The organism is Vibrio sp. D3 (genome assembly GCF_043995865.1).
Taxonomy (GTDB): domain Bacteria; phylum Pseudomonadota; class Gammaproteobacteria; order Enterobacterales; family Vibrionaceae; genus Vibrio; species Vibrio diabolicus.
Window position 1 is genome coordinate 1,362,598 of sequence record NZ_CP171887.1, and the last position, 16,929, is coordinate 1,379,526.

A 16,929-nucleotide genomic window follows, 5' to 3' on the forward strand; every position below is an offset into this window, starting at 1 on the left:
AAGTGTTTTGGGCTTTTTTGAATAACATCATTTCAATATCACTCGTTGTCCAATTTTTAAGGTTCTGATTTTTGGGGTTATGTCCCCGCACTCCACTCTAGCCTTTCCATACAATCAAATCATTCTCGCTGAACCAAGCATCTTGATGTTACTTGGTTATATATAATTAAAGCTTATTTTTCGGTTAGCTATAAATTCACACTTGCAATGTTTGTTTTTTGATCTATTATGACGAAGTGTCATTTATGACGGTTCGTCAAATTTAGTGGCGTTCCTGTATTCAAGAATCGTGTTACAATTATTGGGAGTGTGTTGGTATACGGATCAAAGGATTATGTTTAACTTTCGCTGTAAAAAAGATAGCAAGCAAGACGGATGTCGTACGTCTTCAGGGCTAACTAAAAAACAACAGGCGATTGCTGATCGTGAAATAGAGCTTATTCAATTGGCTAAGTCTCTGGTTCAAGAGCAAGGCTTTGCCAACTTAACGATGGACAAGCTCACAGCGGCAAGCCCTTACTCGAAGGGAACGATCTACAATCATTTTTGCAGCAAAGAAGATGTGATTCTTGCGCTTTGTATTCACTCGCTGAGAAGCGAAGCAATATTTTTCGAACGTACCGCTAAGTTCAATGGCAATACCAGAGAAAAAATCATTGCTATGCATGTAGGTTATCGTATTTACGCTCGTATGGAGCCTGTACTATCAACCTGTGCGATTGTTGCAAAGACGCCTTGGGTCCTAGAGAAAGCTTCGCCTAAGCGTGTGAATGAATTGAACAACTTAGAAGAACAAGTAATAGATGGTGCTGATGCGTTGGTGAATAATGCGGTGGAATGTGGAGACCTTAAGTTCTCTCCCGCAATTGGTTCTGATGCCATCGTATTTGCTAACTGGTCTATTGCCTTCGGTTCAAACGCTCTAGCGCAAAATGCATCGAACAGTCGATGTATTCAGCGAATTCAAGATCCATTCTCAGTACTGCATAACGCGAATATGTTACTTGATGGTTTAGGGTGGTCACCTTTATCGACAGAGTGGGATTACCGTAAAACGTGGCGTCGAGTGGAACAGGAATTGTTCAGCGAAGAGCTTGCTTATTTAGAGTCTGTGAATCGCTAATCGTTATAGAGGCCATCTAATATTTTAGTTGGCTTTTTTATTACACTATTGTGACGAATCGTCAAAAAAATAGAAATTGGTACTCAAGTTACCGATCTCGAGAAGTATAGGAAGTTACTCAAAAACTAACTTATATAACCAAATAAATTCGATCTGATTTTTATATGTTGAAGTTATCTGGTTATCACAGCATTCGCTGTTTTTTTTAGTTTTTAAATTTGACGAAACGTCACAAAAGGAGAGTGTGATGCCACATCACAACGTTCAACAACAAGCCCGAATCGGCTGGGTCAAGCTACCAACGAATTACAGTGTGTTGGTTGTGCTTGCTACCGTTTTATTGATTGTTATAGCAACTATTGGAGGAAAAAATCTTTACTTTAGAGGGGATTACGACATCTTTTTTGATGGAACAAATGAGCAGTTACTTGCGTTTGATGAAATTCAGACTACCTTTGCAAAATCTGACAGTCTTGCTTTGGTCATAGCGCCAAAAAATGGCACTGTTTTTACTCCTAACACCTTATCTCTTATTCAGCAGATCACTGACGAGGCGTGGCAAGTCCCATACTCCACCCGTGTTGATTCCCTTGCTAACTACCAGCATACCGAAGCGTTTGAAGATGATCTTCTTGTCGAAGATTTACTGTATAGCGAATATGAATTGACGCCTCAGCGAATCGAGAAAGTCAAAAGTATTGCGTTGAGTGAGCCGGTTTTGAAAAGTTCACTGATTTCCGAAAAAGGGGATGTCACGGTCGTGAATATTACGGTCCAACTCCCTGAGGTCGATAAAACCGCTGAAGTACAAGAAGTGGTTGCCTACATAAACGGAATGATTGAGCGTTATCAGCAAGTGTACCCGGATACTGATTTCCACAAAGCCGGTATTATTGCAATGAACTACGCGTTTATGACCGCAGCTCAAGATGACAGCGCGACGCTAGTGCCTACTATGTTACTAGTGATATTGGTGTTTTTGACTCTCATGTTGCGCTCATTGCTTAGCGTCATCGCGACACTCATCGTTATTATCGGCTCAGTTATGGTGACAATGGGCTTATCAGGATGGGCTGGTATGTTCTTAAGCACGGCGACAGTTAATGTGCCTACCTTGGTGATGACGCTTGCCGTCGCTGACTGTGTACACATCATAGCGACGATGCGTCAGTCTATGCAAAACGGCTTTAGTAAAGCCCATTCTATTGAACGAAGTATTGCGCTCAATTTCATGCCCATCCTGATTACCTCCATTACCACCGCGATCGGCTTTTTAATGATGAATATGTCGGATTCTCCAATCCTGAGAGATTTCGGCAACCTATCAGCCCTTGGCGTCATGATTGCTTGTTTCCTTTCCATCACATTACTTCCGGCGTTACTTCATATCCTTCCTGTTAGGGTGAAGTCAGACACTGCTGATGAAAGAAAGCACTTTATGGATCACTTAGGGGATTTCGTGGTGTCAAAGCGACATGCGTTATTGCCGTTGTCGGTGCTTGTTATTGTCGCGAGTGCGAGTTTGATTCCGCTGAACAAAGTCAACGATGAATCCGTCGAATATTTTGGTCATAGCAATGAATTTCGTCGAGCGGCTGATTTTATGGAAGAGCGAATCAGTGGCATGGCGAACATCAGTATCGCGATAAAAACTAACGAATCGCAGGGCATTGCGGATCCTAATTTTCTCAATACCGTGGGTAAATTTACTGACTGGCTAAGGTTGCAGCCAGAAACGGACCATGTTGCGACCTTGAGCGATGTTTATAAGCGTCTAAACAAGAACATGCATGGAGATGATCAGGCTTATTACTCGCTCCCTCAAGACAGAGAATTAGCAGCTCAATATCTGCTGCTTTATGAAATGTCACTACCGTATGGCTTAGATTTGAACAACCAAATTAATGTTGATAAGTCGTAAATCAAGATGGTTCTCACCGTGGAGAACTTGGGCAGCGTCGAGCTTGTTGATTTGGAAAATCGTATTTACCAATGGTTTAACGAAAACGCGCCTCAGTATGATGTTGTTGCTTCTAGTCCATCACTGATGTTTGCGCATATTGGCGAAACGAATATGGCTAGCATGCTGTCAACCTTGCCTATCACTCTGGTCTTAATTTCGGCATTACTGATCTTTGCCTTACGCTCGTTCAAGCTCGGTTTAATCAGCCTGGTCCCGAATATCGCCCCTGCGCTTATTGGTTTTGGTATTTGGGCGCTGGTTTCTGGTGAAATTAATTTGGGGTTGTCTGTTGTTGTGACGTTGACGCTTGGCGTTGTGGTTGATGATGCCGTTCATTTTCTCTCTAAATACCAACACGCTCGTAAAGATGGCCATAGCGCGGAACAAGCGGTTCGTTACGCTTTTCGCACCGTGGGGCGCGCGCTTTGGATTACGACTGTCGTGCTTGTTGCTGGTTTCTCCGTTCTGGCGATGTCGAGCTTCCGCTTAAATGCCGATATGGGGCAGTTGAGTGCAATTGTTATCTTCATTGCTCTTGTTGTGGATTTCATCTTTCTACCGACTCTACTGATGTTGTTTGACAAAGGCGTCTACGACGAGGTGGACCGCCGAAACAAGCTTAAATCAACTGACTCTCAAACCACGGCTGTTATTCAGTCATAACGAATCAAAGGATTGAACATGAATTTACTAAAAAATGCCTTAAAAGTATCTGCACTTTCTGTCTCGCTTTTTATGAGTCATGCGGTGTTAGCGGATGAAGCGAAAGGATTAGAAATTGCTCAAGAGCGCAAAGCCCGTGATGAAGGGTGGGGGGATTCTGTTGCTACTATGAAAATGATTCTGCGGAACGCACAAGGAGAAAGCAGCACACGTTTAATGCGCCTTCAATCACTCGAAGTTGAGGACGATGGTGACAAAGGACTCACAATATTTGATGAACCAAGAGATGTGAAAGGCACCGCGTTTCTCAACCACTCTCATACAGTGGGTGCCGATGACCAGTGGCTTTACCTTCCAGCATTGAAGCGTGTGAAACGTATTTCCTCGCGTAACAAATCAGGCCCTTTTATGGGTAGTGAATTTGCGTATGAGGATCTCAGTTCTTTTGAGATCGAAAAATATCGTTTCAATTACTTAAAAGATGACACCATAAATGGGCAAGATGTTTTCGTCATAGAGCAAATCCCTACAGACAAAAATTCAGGTTATACCAAGCAAACGGTGTGGTTAGATAAAGCGCATTATCGCCCACTGAAAGTTGAGTTTTACGATCGCAAAGGGTCGTTGTTAAAAACGCTTTCTTTCTCAGATTACAAGCAGTACCTCAACCAATATTGGCGAGCGCACACCATGGCGATGACAAATCATCAAACAGGAAAAAGCACTGAGCTAACAACAAGTGAAATGCGCTTTAACACTGGGCTCGAAGACAATGATTTTCATAAGAATGTGTTAAAACGAGTGAGGTAGTGGAGGAGAAATGAACCGATCAAATGTTGGGTTGTTGCTTAGCGCAGCAACCTCTCTTTACTCGATGCCTCTTGCCGCCGTTGAGCTTGCAGGACAAGTCAATATTGAGCATCGTCAGTTTTTTGATTCTGGCTCTCAGGGTCAGAGAAAAGCGCAAACGTCATTGGTTTTGCAGCCAGAATTTTACTGGGAGATGCAAAATGGTGATGCGAGCTTTACCCTCACACCTTTCTATCGTTTGGATAGTCTAGACGATGAGCGAAGTCATGGAGACATAAGAGAGGCGCTTTATCTGACTTATTGGGATGATTATGAGCTTCGAGTTGGGATTAGTAAGGTCTTTTGGGGAGTGACGGAATCCGCCCATTTGGTTGATGTAGTAAACCAGACAGACGCCATTGAAGCCGTCGATGGTGAAGATAAGCTCGGTCAGCCGATGTTGCATTTTACCTCATTCAAAGATTGGGGCACCGTCCATGCAATGTTATTACCTTACTTTAGGGAACGAACGTTTGCGGGTACTGACGGGCGCTTGCGAACCGAACCTGTTGTCTCAGATGATGCTATCTATGAATCAAGCAGAGAAGAAAAGCAGGTAGATGTGGCTTTTCGATATTCGAAAATGCTTGGCGATTGGGACGTAGGCCTGAGCTATTTATATGGAACAAACCGGGATCCTTACTTTCGTTTTGAGTACGGGGAATTAAAGCCTTACTACGCTCTGATGAGTCATGTCGGTCTCGATGTACAAGGAATCGTTGGCGATTGGTTATGGAAACTGGAAAGTGTTTATCGAGATAGTGCTGATAATCATGTCGGTCTTGTGACGGGTTTTGAGTATACCTTCGTCGGTGCATTTGACACGGTTTGGGATGTGGGGGTTATTGGTGAGTACCTCTATGACAGTCGTGGGAATAACGCACAAACTATCGGTCAAAATGATGTGTTTGCAGGCATTCGTTGGGCGCTCAACGACGAGGACGGAACGGAATTATTGACGGGAATCACAAAGGATTTAGATAACGCCGATGTTTACAATGCCAAGTTAGAAGCCTCGAGCCGAATATCGAATAACTTTAAGTGGCAAATTGATGCTTGGTTGTTCAAAAATGAAACGCCAAACGATTTGCTCTATTTCGCCCGAGATGACGATTTTATCGAGCTATCTATTCAATACTATTTCTAAAACAAAAGGGCACAACTTAACGTCAGATTAATGAAAGATGACATTTTTGACGTTTTTGTGCTCTTTTTATTCAATAACCTCTTCTTTTCGTAATTCAATTTGGCATTGGTGCCCGGTTTGGCTACTATGTACAGCTATCAAAAAACCAATCACTCCCTTATGGACACTACCAACAGGTAGATGAGGAAACGATGCAACATCTAGAAGAGATCATTGCTAGCGCGAGCACTGCAATTGAAGCTGCCAAATCGCTAGTCGCACTTGATGAAGTGCGTGTTCAGTATCTGGGTAAAAAAGGTGAGCTAACTGCTCAACTTCAAAGCCTAGGTAAACTACCACCAGAAGAACGCCGTGAAGCTGGTCAAGAAATCAACAAAGCGAAAGGCGTCGTTCAGCAAGCTATCGCAGCTCGTAAAGACGCACTACAACGTGCAGAGCTTGAAGCGAAACTAGCAGCAGAAACAATCGACGTAACACTACCAGGTCGTCGTATTGAAAACGGTGGTTTACACCCAGTAACTCGTACTGTAGAGCGTATTGAGAAGTTCTTTGGCGAACTTGGTTTCAACACCGAAGCTGGCCCAGAGATCGAAGATGCATTCCACAACTTTGATGCGCTAAATATTGCCGCTGATCACCCAGCGCGTACTGACCACGATACTTTCTTCTTCAATCCAGATTTGATGCTTCGTACTCATACGTCAGGCGTACAGATCCGTACGATGGAAAATGGTAAACCACCATTCCGTTTCATCGCTCCGGGCCGTGTATACCGTAACGACTACGACCAAACTCATACCCCAATGTTCCACCAAGTGGAAGGTATGCTGGTTGATGAGAACGTAAACTTTGCACAGTTGAAAGGCATCCTGCACGATTTCCTATGTAACTTCTTCGAAGAAGAAGTAGAAGTACGTTTCCGTCCATCTTACTTCCCATTCACTGAACCTTCAGCTGAAGTAGACGTGAAAGGCAAAAACGGTAAATGGTTAGAAGTACTAGGCTGCGGTATGGTTCACCCGAACGTACTACGTAGTGTAGGCATCGATCCTGAAAAATACTCTGGTTTCGCATTCGGTATGGGTGTTGAGCGTCTAACGATGCTTCGTTACGGCGTGAACGATCTACGTGCGTTCTTCGAAAACGATCTTCGTTTCCTAAAACAGTTCAAGTAATCCAGAGGGTTCATCAACATGAAATTCAGCGAATCATGGCTTCGTGAGTGGGTAAACCCAGCGGTTACTACTGACGAACTCACTCATCAAATTACAATGGCCGGCCTAGAGGTAGACGACGTTCTTCCTGTAGCGGGTTCTTTCACTGGCGTTAAAGTGGGTCACGTTGTTGAATGTGGTCAACACCCAGACGCAGACAAACTTCGCGTTACTAAAGTTGACGTGGGTGAAGAAGAGCTTCTAGACATCGTTTGTGGCGCACCTAACTGTCGCCAAGGTCTGAAAGTAGCGGTAGCAACAGTTGGTGCTGTTCTTCCAGGCGATTTCAAAATCAAAAAAGCGAAACTACGTGGCCAGCCATCTCACGGCATGCTTTGTTCGTTCACTGAACTAGGCATTGATGTTGAGTCAGACGGCATCATGGAACTAGCAGAAGACGCAGTAATCGGTACTGATTTCCGTGAATTCCTAGGTCTAGATGACGTAACGGTAGACGTAGATCTAACAGCAAACCGCGCTGACTGTTTCAGCATTCGTGGTCTAGCTCGTGAAGTTGGCGTACTAAACCGTGCTGACGTGACTGAGCCATCAGTAGAAGCAGTTGCCCCTTCAATCGACGATAAAGTGTCTATTGAAGTGAAAGCTCCTGCTGCGTGTCCTCGTTACCTAGGTCGTGTTGTTAAGAACGTAAACGTTCAAGCTGAAACGCCACTATGGATGCAAGAGAAACTGCGTCGTTGTGGTATTCGCTCTATCGACCCTGTTGTAGACATCACTAACTATGTTCTTCTAGAGCAAGGTCAACCAATGCACGCATTCGATCTATCGAAGATCGAAGGTGGCATCGTAGTTCGTATGGCTGAGCAAGGTGAGAAGCTAACACTTCTTGATGGCAGCGAAGCAGAACTAAACGCAGATACACTAGTAGTTGCTGACCACAACAAAGCACTTGCAATCGCAGGTATCTTTGGTGGTGAAGAGTCTGGTGTAACAACTGAGACTAAAGACGTTCTACTAGAGTGTGCATTCTTTGCACCTGACCACATCCGTGGTCGCGCTCGTAGCTATGGTCTTCACACTGATTCTTCAATGCGTTTCGAGCGTGGTGTGGATTACGCACTACAAGTGAGCGCAATGGAGCGTGCAACTCAGCTTCTTGTTGAAATTTGTGGCGGTGAAGTAGCACCTGTTGTTGCAGTAGAGTCTGAAGCAGACCTACCTAAGCCAAACAAAGTTGCTCTACGTCGTACGAAGCTAGACAACCTACTAGGTCACCACATTGCTGATGCTGACGTAGTAGAAATCCTAGAGCGCCTAGGTTTGACTGTTGAAGCTTCAGAAGAAGGTTGGGTGGCAGTAGCGCCAACATGGCGTTTCGATATTGCTATCGAGCAAGACCTGATTGAAGAAGTTGGCCGTATCTACGGTTACGACAACATTCCTAACCAACACCCAGCTGCAGCACTTAAGATGCACAACCACGTTGAAGCGGATCTTCCACTGAAACGCGTTCGTGATCTTCTTGTTGACCGTGGTTACCACGAAGCAATTACATACAGCTTCGTTGAGCCTGAGCAACAAAAGCTAGTTGTACCTGGTGTTGAGCCTCTAGTGCTTCCAAACCCAATTTCAGCAGACATGTCAGCAATGCGTCTTGGTCTTATCCAAGGGCTGTTGAACACGGTTGTTCACAACCAGAAACGTCAACAGCCACGCGTTCGTCTATTCGAATACGGCCTACGTTTCATCCCATGTGAATCTGCAGAAAACGGCATGCGCCAAGAGCCTATGCTTGCAGGTGTTATTGCTGGTACTCGTGGTGAAGAGCACTGGGATATCGAAACTAACACTGTTGATTTCTTCGACCTTAAAGGCGACCTAGAAGCAGTTCTAGAGCTATCTGCGAACGAAAAAGCGTACTCTTTCGCTGCACTGTCACCTGAAAGCAAAAAAGCTAACCCAGCACTTCACCCAGGTCAATCTGCGGCAATCATCGTAGATGGCAAAGAAGTGGGCGTGATCGGTACCGTTCACCCTGAGCTTGAGCGTAAGTTCGGTCTAAACGGTCGTACTATCGTATTCGAAATCGAATGGTCTGCAATCAACAGTAAAGTGATCCCAGAAGCGGTTCAGCTTTCTAAATTCCCATCAAACCGTCGTGATATCGCTGTAGTTGTGGACGAAGCGGTAGCATCTGGTGACATCGTTAATGCTTGTTTAGAGCAAGGTGGCGAGTTCCTTAAAGATGCGAAGCTGTTCGACGTTTACGTAGGTAAAGGCGTTGAAGAAGGTAAGAAGAGCCTAGCAATCGCTCTGACTCTACAGTCAGTTGAGCGTACGCTTGAAGATGCAGATATAGCTGGTGCGGTTGACGCTATCGTTGCTCACGTTTCTGAGAAGTTTGGTGCGTCTCTACGTGACTAAGCGTTAGACGAACTATCTCTCTTAAGAAACTAAAAACCCTGTCAAATCGGCAGGGTTTTTTTATGTTGAGCATTATCTTATTGTGATTCACGTACTAGGCCGTTTACGTCACCTCCAACAACCTCAAAAATCTGAACCAAACTCGAGGTAACGCTTAATCGAGACTTGGCATATATCGTTTTTCCGCCAACAGACGCTAACGCAAGTTTATTGGCAGCTAGGCGGCGAGTGAGAGGGTATAGCTAAGCAGAAGTGGGAGCGTAAGAATACTGAAAAAGTTGCCAAATAGTACCATTGACGCCACTTTCATGGGCTCTATATTCAGCCTTTCCGCAAATAGGTAATTCATGACGGCTGGTGGCAGCATTGTGAAGAGTACCATCATTTGCAATTGCATCGTTGGAAGGGGAATTAACCAATAAATAAGTGCAAATGCAACCGCCCCAGTTGCAAGCGACTGCACGGTACACAATACACCAACCTTTAAACCGTCCACTCTTAAATGACACATTTGCGCCCCTAGGGATAAAAGCATCACGGGTACTGCCGCTTGCCCAAGTAGAGCAGTCGTTTCGTATAAAGGTGCCCATGCCCCTACATTTGACACGTTGAGAAACAGAGCCAACGACGCAGCTAAAAAGATTGGCATCTTGACTATTTGCTTAAAAGGGTTGCCATGACTAAGTAGCATTACACCTAAACTAATGTGCAAGCATGCTGACACGACAAATAGCAGTACTGCTGAGGATAGCGCAATTTCTCCAAACGTATAGGTAAACAAAGGAATAGCAAGGTTTCCGCTATTGCGAAACATATGTGGTGGTGCCCAGGTTTTAAACGACAGTGACGTCAATCGACATACAGGGATCATGAGTATTGCGGGAACCAAAACCGCGACAATTGCTGCAAAAAGGAGTGGTCCCTGATTCGAGTCTAACGGCATGCTAACGAGCGAAGAAAACACCAGCGCAGGTGTGAAAACCTCAATGTTAATGCGGTTGATTGGACGAAAGTCAGGCTTGATGTAACGACCTACCAAATAGCCGACGCCGACAAGAGCAAAAACAGGGAAAAGAATATTTATGATTTGATTAATCATGGTCGCCTAGATGAAGTGTAAGGAGCTAATGTGGAGATACATGAAGAACCACATTATCAACCTTTATATATTGCGTCATCGCTGAACAGTGAGAAGCGTGGGTTTAATCAAGCTTTCTAAGCACAGTTGCAAAGCCAGGTGGTCATACCATTTAGTTCAATTGTTACGTATCGAGTTACATACAAATCACTGAATTTACGACAAGTTCTATGTCAAGTGTCTGTTAAATAACCAATCTCTGATATTTTTATTAAATAGTGATTAATGTTGATATTTTAACTACTTTTAGTTTTATCAGCTGGATGTTTTTCCTATTAAAGAGAAAACAAAAACAAAAATATCAAAATGTTGGCGTTTAACAATAATTTACATAGTGCTATTCCTTTTGTTCGCCAAGAAAAAAGTTGGCGAAAATCATAAGCTTGTCATACACTTCCTGATGTAACCCCGATATGTTGTTGAATTGGTAGGGTAAAACTGCTCTGGCGCTACACTAACGTAGCATTGTTTAACATAGCTTTGAGGAAAGTTTTATGGCGCTCACAAAAGCCGAACTGGCAGAAAACCTGTTTGATAAATTAGGATTTAGTAAGCGGGACGCCAAGGAAACGGTGGAAGTGTTCTTTGAAGAGATTCGTAAGGCACTGGAAAGTGGCGAACAGGTAAAACTGTCAGGTTTTGGTAACTTTGATCTTCGTGACAAGAATGAACGACCTGGTCGTAACCCGAAAACCGGTGAAGATATTCCAATTACTGCTCGACGTGTAGTGACTTTTCGCCCGGGTCAGAAGTTAAAAGCTCGTGTAGAAAACCTGAAGAAAGTACAGTAAGCCGAATAAATGGATCACGCTAAGGCGTGGTCTTTTTTTTGCGTAAAACTTGTGTCGCATATAAACGAAAACCACCGCAATGCGGTGGTTTTTCTGTTTTTGAGTATATCTTAATGATATGGATTACGCTGCTTCTAGGTGCGTTGTTAAGTATGGTTGCCATGCTTGTTGGTACAAGTTTTTAGACTGTGCACGCATGTTGCGAATAGAAGCGAGTTCTAGTTCGCTTAGTTCGCGTTTCTCCATCATCGCTTGGCGTTCTAGTTTCTGGATTTTTTCGTATAGGTCGTGTTCAGGACCGCTTTTCACATCTGCGATGGCTTTTAAGTGCAGTTGAACTTCGGCAACTAGATTTGTCTTTGGTAAACGAACGAGTAAGTTCAAGTCTCTATAGCCTGAAGGACCAGGTTTTTTGAAGCGATTTTTTACTTTAACAATTGTTGTTTCACGCTCTAAGGTTTCATAAATGGAGACTAAGCTCGCGACGTCTTCAGCAACAATCGTGGCACGGGCTAGGTCAGTAATGCGTTCGACTTTTCCATCTAACTCCAAAGCTATTTTTTCTTCTGCTCGTTGTTTGGACTTTACGCCTGCGAAGTATGGCTGAGCATCATTAAGAAGTGCGGTACTTTTACAGATAGTTTCAAGCTCAAATTGTGCTTGGTGAGCTTTGCTGTAAAGAATGTCGAAGTCAGTGTATGGCTGAGTTGGAGTTGCGTCGATTGACTGAATACCATACAAGCCGCTAAGGCTATGTTTAAAGAGTTTCGAACAAACTTCGTTTTGACTTGTTGAACGATTTTGATCGCCACTCGGCGCTGGGGTAATTGGAAGTGCGGCAAATGCCGGTGCACGGCTAAGTACCAAAAGCATCAATGCTGTAGTACGAAGAAATAAGCTCATTCACTCTCCTTAACTTGCTTGTACTTAGAAAATAGGGAACATAAAGGTCGCTAAGTTCGGCAAATCAGGTACTAACTTATTAATGGGGTCATTACGAAAGATTCCAAGGTTTCAGTTTTGTCTTGGAGTGGAATCGTGCGTTAGATCACCATTTCTCTTTTCTTTATTCTGTTTATCAGATAAAGGCGTGGTTCCTATAAGAACGTTTACATCCTATCACCGCTGTATTAACCAAAGATGAACGGCATAGACAAATTGAAAAAAATCGTTAGTCTTACTTCTCAAAATGAAAATCAGCCGACAAGTAGAAAGTAAAATGAGAGACCAAGAGTTTTGGCATAATAAATGGGCCAGTAATCAAATCGGATTTCACTTGGAAGATGTAAACCCGCTATTACCTGCATATTGGCAACACACAAACCCAAAGCGTGAAGACAAAGTGTTAGTGCCTTTATGTGGAAAGTCAGAAGACTTGATTTGGTTAGCGATGAAGCATGATTCAGTTGAAGGTGTTGAGCTGAGCCATATCGCTGTTCGTGCCTTTTTTGCTGAACATTTTTATACGCCAACCGTGACGCCTGTTAATGGTATGCACGAGCTTTATCAATTTGATGAGCTCTCTATTTATACTGGGGACTTTTTCACTGCACCAGTATCTCAAGCCGATATCATTTATGATCGCGCCGCGTTGGTTGCTTTACCGCAAGATATGCGAGAGGAGTATGTAGAGCGTCTCAAGCAACTTTTGAATCCAGGCGGTCGTATTTTGCTTGTTACACTCAACTATCCTCAAGAAGAGATGGCAGGGCCTCCATTTAGTGTGCCAGTCGAAGAGATTGAGCAGTTATTTTCAGGTTACAAAGTTACCTGTTTGAACGTAGATGAAGCTGATGAAAACCATCCTAAAATTGCGAAAAAAGGCTTAAGTCGCTTCTCTGAAGAAGTGTACCTAATCGAGAGTGAATAGGTTTTTTTGGTTTGTAAAACGAAATAGCGCAGCAATTTGAGCTGCGCTATTTTTGTATAAGTGGTTCGTATTTAATAAGTGATATTAACTTTTGAAGCACTTTCAACAGCATCTTGAACGGCTTCTTCGGTGGTTTTTCGTCGCGTAAGGACAACACCTAAACGACGGCGACCATCGATTTCTGGCTTGCCGAATAGACGAACTTGCGTTTGAGGTTGAGCTAAGGCTTTGGTTAGGTTGTCAAAGCGAATGTTTGTAGAAGTCCCTTGACCAAGAATAACGGCCGACGCAGATGGAGCATATTGTACGATATTATTAATCGGCATTCCGGTAAATGCACGTACGTGGAGAGCAAACTCTGACATTTCCTGAGAAATCATAGTGACCATGCCTGTATCGTGTGGGCGAGGAGAGACCTCATTGAAAATGACCTTATCACCTTTAACAAATAACTCTACACCAAAGATGCCGTAGCCACCGAGTGCGTTGACTACTTTCTCTGCCGTGTATTCTGCTGCTTTTACTGCGTTTTCTGACATGGCTTGTGGTTGCCATGATTCGCGGTAGTCGCCATCTTCCTGACGATGGCCAATTGGAGCACAGAAGTGAACACCGTCAACGGCTCTGACGGTCAATAAAGTGATTTCGTAATCGAAGTCGATAAAACCTTCCACGATCACGCGACCTGCCCCCGTACGTCCGCCTTCCTGTGCGTAATCCCATGCTTTTGCTACGTCGTCTTCGGTCTTAATGACACTTTGCCCTTTACCTGAAGAACTCATAACTGGCTTTACTACGCACGGGATGCCTACATGCTCAACCGCGGCTTTGAAGTCTTCAAAAGTATCTGCAAAACGATAAGGTGATGTCGTCAGTTCTAGTTCTTCTGCAGCCAAACGTCGGATACCTTCACGATTCATTGTTAGCTTGGTTGCCTTAGCGGTTGGAACAACATTCAGCCCTTTTTCTTCAAGCTCTACCAGTTTGTCGGTTGCGATAGCTTCGATTTCAGGTACGACGTAAGTAGGTTGTTCCTTTGTAATAACTTCTTCTAAGGCGCTTCCATCTAACATATCGATGACGTAACTACGGTGAGCAACTTGCATCGCTGGAGCATTAGCATAGCGATCACAAGCAATCACTTCTAAACCAAGTCTCTGACATTCAATTGCGACTTCTTTACCGAGTTCGCCAGAGCCTAAAAGTAATACACGGGTAGCATTTGCGCTGGTTGCAGTGCCAAACATAGTGTTCCCTTACAAAATAGAGTGGTGAGACAGAAATTGCAGGAGATCATACTGAAGTTTCATGACAAAGCAAACGTTTGCTTTTGGTTTTTAGGCAATAAAAAAGCTCTACATGCCGTAGAGCTTTTTATACTGAAATTGTCGCTTATACGTTGACAAAACTAAGTGGAATATCTGGATTCAACGCTTCTAACGTTGATTGCGTATCAGCCAAATGACTGATCTTGCCTTCTGAGTTTTCTACCAGAGCAGCGGCTTTGATATTGTCAAAAGTTTCACCCGCAAGTAGTACTTGGATCAGCGCAACTTGTAATGGCGGCAAGCTAGGGTTAAACGCCGCATTTTCCGCATAAGCACCTTGGAATACACGGCCGCTAGCCATTTCTAATGCTAAGCCACTCAAGTTGTTGGTATATGGTGAGTGGCTCATGTTCATCGCTTCAACAGCGCTTTGAATTAGAGTGTCTTCATCATCGCATGAGAACTGATGCTTTACTTCTGCCATTAAGCCGGATTCGATACCGAGATCGTTTGGTCCAAAGGCTTCAGGTAGGTATTCGTGCAGCGACTTTTCTTCGCGTTCTGGGAGCTGAATTTTAAGCTCGTTTGCGGTAGATAACTCGTTCATGAACTGACGGCAGTGACCACATGGGCTGAAGTTAATAGTGATATCTTTAATACCACGTTCACCTTTCATCCAAGCGTGGCTAATTGCAGACTGCTCAGCGTGAACTGTTTGACCTAACTGAACACCAAAGAATTCCATGTTGGCACCGAAGTAAAGGCGACCTGAGAGACCACGAACGATAGCACCGACATAAAATTCAGAAAGAGGAGCATAGGAATATGCTGCGGCAAAAGGAAGTAGAGCAACACGAAGCTCTTTATCTGATAGACCGGTAGCTGAAAGCAACTGCTCAAACTGTTGAACTGAAAGCGTAGCATCAAAATCATCAGCTTGGATGATAGGAGCAAGTTGTTTGGAAAGTGCTTCTGGAGCGCCTGCTAGCGCCTGTTCAATGCGACTTTTCATGTTGAATCCTTGTTATTGCATGGACAGTTATTCTATGTGAAGGATAGAAATGTTCCGTGCGTTAGATCACGATAAATAATGCAATTGATAATTCTGTTACATAATTAGAGTGAGCTCACACATGTATTCGATTGCACTGACGTGAAGCGTTATCTCCGTCTCACAATTAACCATATCAGTATATATTCATATGACCAAGACGCTGGGATATGTTAATTACGATGCCTACATGTCCACACAACGTTATTCCTAGATATCTAAGCAACGTTGAGTCAGTAATATTGCACTGAATGTTGAAGTTATTAGTGTGTATCTCGTCAGAGTGCCTTAACGATCTTACTAGAACGGGTTGTTAGATGAGGTAATACAGAATTTTGGAAGGGATAAGGAAGAAACGGGAAGGCCACGGCCTGCCGGAAGGAGGGCAGACCGAGAGCGCTTAACTATTGATATAGCCAGACAGCCAAAGCAAAAAAGCTTGGTGCCAAAATAGAAGTGATGATGCCGCATAAAACCAATGCGAGTGATGAGAACGCGGCATCAATGGGCTGTTTCTCTGCACATGTCGCGGTGCCTAAGGCATGAGACACGGTACCCATTGTTAGGCCACGTGCAATCGGGTGTTTAATTCCAATTAAGTTGTAAATTGGGTATGCCAAAATCGCGCCCAATAAACCAACAATCAGAACCAAGATCGCCGCAACGGCGGCTTCACCACCGAGGTGACTCGAAATTTCCATTGCTATTGGCGTAGTGACGGATTTACCCACTAGACTTGCGATTAAACTGATATCTGCTTTGAAAGCGACTGCGATCAAGGTGGTTGTCATCATCGACATCACACTGCCTACTGTGCAAGCAAAAGTGATGATTCGCCAGTTTGCTTTAATCTGTGGTAGTTGTTCATATAGCGGGTAAGCCAGAGCAACTACGGCTGGTTGAAGTAAAAAACTGATCCCTTCGTTATCCGCATAATACATTTCAAACGGTACATTTAAGTAAGTAAGCAAAGGAATGAGCACTGCAATACTGATCAGCAAAGGATTTGCTAGAGGATTATTCACTTTGATTGCGATTTGGCGCGCGACAAGAAAAACCGCAATGGTAACAACTAACCACATATCAGTGCTTCTCCTTTAGCAAGTAGTCCAGCAGCCAAGCGAGGCTGACTAGTACAATGAGTGAGCCTCCAACTGCGCTAGCAATGATAGGGAGGGCATTAGCGAGTAGCATATCGAAATGTTGCATTAATCCCACGCTAATAGGAACGAACAACAAAATCATGTAGCGGATAAATAGCGTGGCGCCCGGTTTGACCCAATCGACCTTTACAAGCCCAAGAGTCATGGAGAAAAACAGTATGAGCATACCGATGACACTTCCTGGGACGGAAACGCCAGTGAACTTTTGAATGGTAATTCCGATGCCAAGTGTCCCCATGATGAGGAAGATTGAAATGAGCAGTTGGATCAGTTGTAAGAATCGTTCTTTAATCATTTTGACAGT

General features: G+C 43.9%; 13 protein-coding genes and 1 pseudogene. 8 read left to right on the forward strand and 6 right to left on the reverse strand.

The annotated features are described in order from the left end of the window. Positions 1-334: 334 nt before the first annotated feature. The 6 genes and pseudogenes from ACHFJ9_RS14315 (at position 335) to pheT (ending at position 9,344) form a co-directional block, all read left to right on the forward strand. A complete protein-coding gene (locus ACHFJ9_RS14315) occupies positions 335-1,123 on the forward strand; it encodes a TetR/AcrR family transcriptional regulator (protein ID WP_005395898.1) in 789 nt (262 codons plus the stop codon). A 247-nt stretch (positions 1,124-1,370) separates the two neighbouring features. After that, a pseudogene (locus tag ACHFJ9_RS14320) lies at positions 1,371-3,749 on the forward strand (efflux RND transporter permease subunit). Positions 3,750-3,767: 18 nt separating this feature from the next. Continuing rightward, positions 3,768-4,559 carry an outer membrane lipoprotein-sorting protein gene (locus ACHFJ9_RS14325; protein WP_005395903.1) on the forward strand — a complete coding sequence of 264 codons (792 nt, stop codon included), beginning with the start codon at positions 3,768-3,770 and terminating at the stop codon, positions 4,557-4,559. Between the two features lie 10 nt (positions 4,560-4,569). Then, the gene (locus tag ACHFJ9_RS14330) at positions 4,570-5,745 is read left to right on the forward strand and encodes a hypothetical protein (protein ID WP_152812307.1); all 1,176 of its coding nucleotides are present in this window, start codon (positions 4,570-4,572) and stop codon (positions 5,743-5,745) included. Between the two features lie 191 nt (positions 5,746-5,936). After that, entirely contained in the window at positions 5,937-6,920 is a 984-nt protein-coding gene (gene pheS / locus ACHFJ9_RS14335; RefSeq protein WP_395357228.1) for a phenylalanine--tRNA ligase subunit alpha, read from the forward strand. Between the two features lie 18 nt (positions 6,921-6,938). After that, positions 6,939-9,344, forward strand: a complete 2,406-nt coding sequence (gene pheT, locus ACHFJ9_RS14340; RefSeq protein WP_395357229.1) for a phenylalanine--tRNA ligase subunit beta — start codon at positions 6,939-6,941, stop codon at positions 9,342-9,344. Positions 9,345-9,561: 217 nt separating this feature from the next. On the opposite strand, the gene ACHFJ9_RS14345 is transcribed toward pheT, so the two are convergent. Then, positions 9,562-10,443, reverse strand: coding sequence for an AEC family transporter (locus ACHFJ9_RS14345; RefSeq protein ID WP_006741656.1), 882 nt, complete (start codon positions 10,441-10,443; stop codon positions 9,562-9,564). 533 nt (positions 10,444-10,976) lie between these two features. Between ACHFJ9_RS14345 and ihfA the strand changes: the two genes are divergently transcribed. After that, on the forward strand, positions 10,977-11,273 hold the full coding sequence (ihfA, locus tag ACHFJ9_RS14350) for an integration host factor subunit alpha (RefSeq protein ID WP_005377899.1): 297 nt from the start codon (positions 10,977-10,979) through the stop codon (positions 11,271-11,273). Positions 11,274-11,396: 123 nt separating this feature from the next. Here ihfA and ACHFJ9_RS14355 read toward each other — a convergent pair whose 3' ends face one another. Continuing rightward, the gene (locus tag ACHFJ9_RS14355; RefSeq protein ID WP_006741655.1) at positions 11,397-12,176 is read right to left on the reverse strand and encodes a RelA/SpoT domain-containing protein; all 780 of its coding nucleotides are present in this window, start codon (positions 12,174-12,176) and stop codon (positions 11,397-11,399) included. A gap of 316 nt (positions 12,177-12,492) precedes the next feature. Between ACHFJ9_RS14355 and ACHFJ9_RS14360 the strand changes: the two genes are divergently transcribed. After that, entirely contained in the window at positions 12,493-13,143 is a 651-nt protein-coding gene (locus tag ACHFJ9_RS14360; RefSeq protein WP_046874957.1) for a thiopurine S-methyltransferase, read from the forward strand. 71 nt (positions 13,144-13,214) lie between these two features. Here ACHFJ9_RS14360 and purT read toward each other — a convergent pair whose 3' ends face one another. From purT to ACHFJ9_RS14380, 4 genes are all read right to left on the reverse strand, one after another. Next, on the reverse strand, positions 13,215-14,390 hold the full coding sequence (gene purT, locus ACHFJ9_RS14365) for a formate-dependent phosphoribosylglycinamide formyltransferase (RefSeq protein WP_104974217.1): 1,176 nt from the start codon (positions 14,388-14,390) through the stop codon (positions 13,215-13,217). A 145-nt stretch (positions 14,391-14,535) separates the two neighbouring features. Beyond that, positions 14,536-15,423 (reverse strand): cytidine deaminase, encoded by an 888-nt coding sequence (cdd, locus tag ACHFJ9_RS14370; RefSeq protein WP_005397788.1) that lies wholly within the window; start codon positions 15,421-15,423, stop codon positions 14,536-14,538. Positions 15,424-15,866: 443 nt separating this feature from the next. Then, complete coding sequence (locus tag ACHFJ9_RS14375; protein WP_330943593.1) at positions 15,867-16,544, reverse strand: LrgB family protein; 678 nt, start codon at positions 16,542-16,544, stop codon at positions 15,867-15,869. Between the two features lies 1 nt (position 16,545). Further along, the gene (locus ACHFJ9_RS14380) at positions 16,546-16,920 is read right to left on the reverse strand and encodes a CidA/LrgA family protein (protein WP_395357233.1); all 375 of its coding nucleotides are present in this window, start codon (positions 16,918-16,920) and stop codon (positions 16,546-16,548) included. Positions 16,921-16,929: the final 9 nt, after the last annotated feature.

What these genes read in the sequence shown, in the direction of transcription:
- ACHFJ9_RS14315 (WP_005395898.1), top strand. Translation starts at nt 335, where the DNA reads ATGTTTAACTTTCGCTGTAAAAAAGATAGCAAGCAAGACGGATGTCGT.
- ACHFJ9_RS14325 (WP_005395903.1), top strand. Translation starts at nt 3,768, where the DNA reads ATGAATTTACTAAAAAATGCCTTAAAAGTATCTGCACTTTCTGTCTCG.
- ACHFJ9_RS14330 (WP_152812307.1), top strand. Translation starts at nt 4,570, where the DNA reads ATGAACCGATCAAATGTTGGGTTGTTGCTTAGCGCAGCAACCTCTCTT.
- pheS (WP_395357228.1), top strand. Translation starts at nt 5,937, where the DNA reads ATGCAACATCTAGAAGAGATCATTGCTAGCGCGAGCACTGCAATTGAA.
- pheT (WP_395357229.1), top strand. Translation starts at nt 6,939, where the DNA reads ATGAAATTCAGCGAATCATGGCTTCGTGAGTGGGTAAACCCAGCGGTT.
- ACHFJ9_RS14345 (WP_006741656.1), bottom strand. Translation starts at nt 10,443, where the DNA reads ATGATTAATCAAATCATAAATATTCTTTTCCCTGTTTTTGCTCTTGTC.
- ihfA (WP_005377899.1), top strand. Translation starts at nt 10,977, where the DNA reads ATGGCGCTCACAAAAGCCGAACTGGCAGAAAACCTGTTTGATAAATTA.
- ACHFJ9_RS14355 (WP_006741655.1), bottom strand. Translation starts at nt 12,176, where the DNA reads ATGAGCTTATTTCTTCGTACTACAGCATTGATGCTTTTGGTACTTAGC.
- ACHFJ9_RS14360 (WP_046874957.1), top strand. Translation starts at nt 12,493, where the DNA reads ATGAGAGACCAAGAGTTTTGGCATAATAAATGGGCCAGTAATCAAATC.
- purT (WP_104974217.1), bottom strand. Translation starts at nt 14,390, where the DNA reads ATGTTTGGCACTGCAACCAGCGCAAATGCTACCCGTGTATTACTTTTA.
- cdd (WP_005397788.1), bottom strand. Translation starts at nt 15,423, where the DNA reads ATGAAAAGTCGCATTGAACAGGCGCTAGCAGGCGCTCCAGAAGCACTT.
- ACHFJ9_RS14375 (WP_330943593.1), bottom strand. Translation starts at nt 16,544, where the DNA reads ATGTGGTTAGTTGTTACCATTGCGGTTTTTCTTGTCGCGCGCCAAATC.
- ACHFJ9_RS14380 (WP_395357233.1), bottom strand. Translation starts at nt 16,920, where the DNA reads ATGATTAAAGAACGATTCTTACAACTGATCCAACTGCTCATTTCAATC.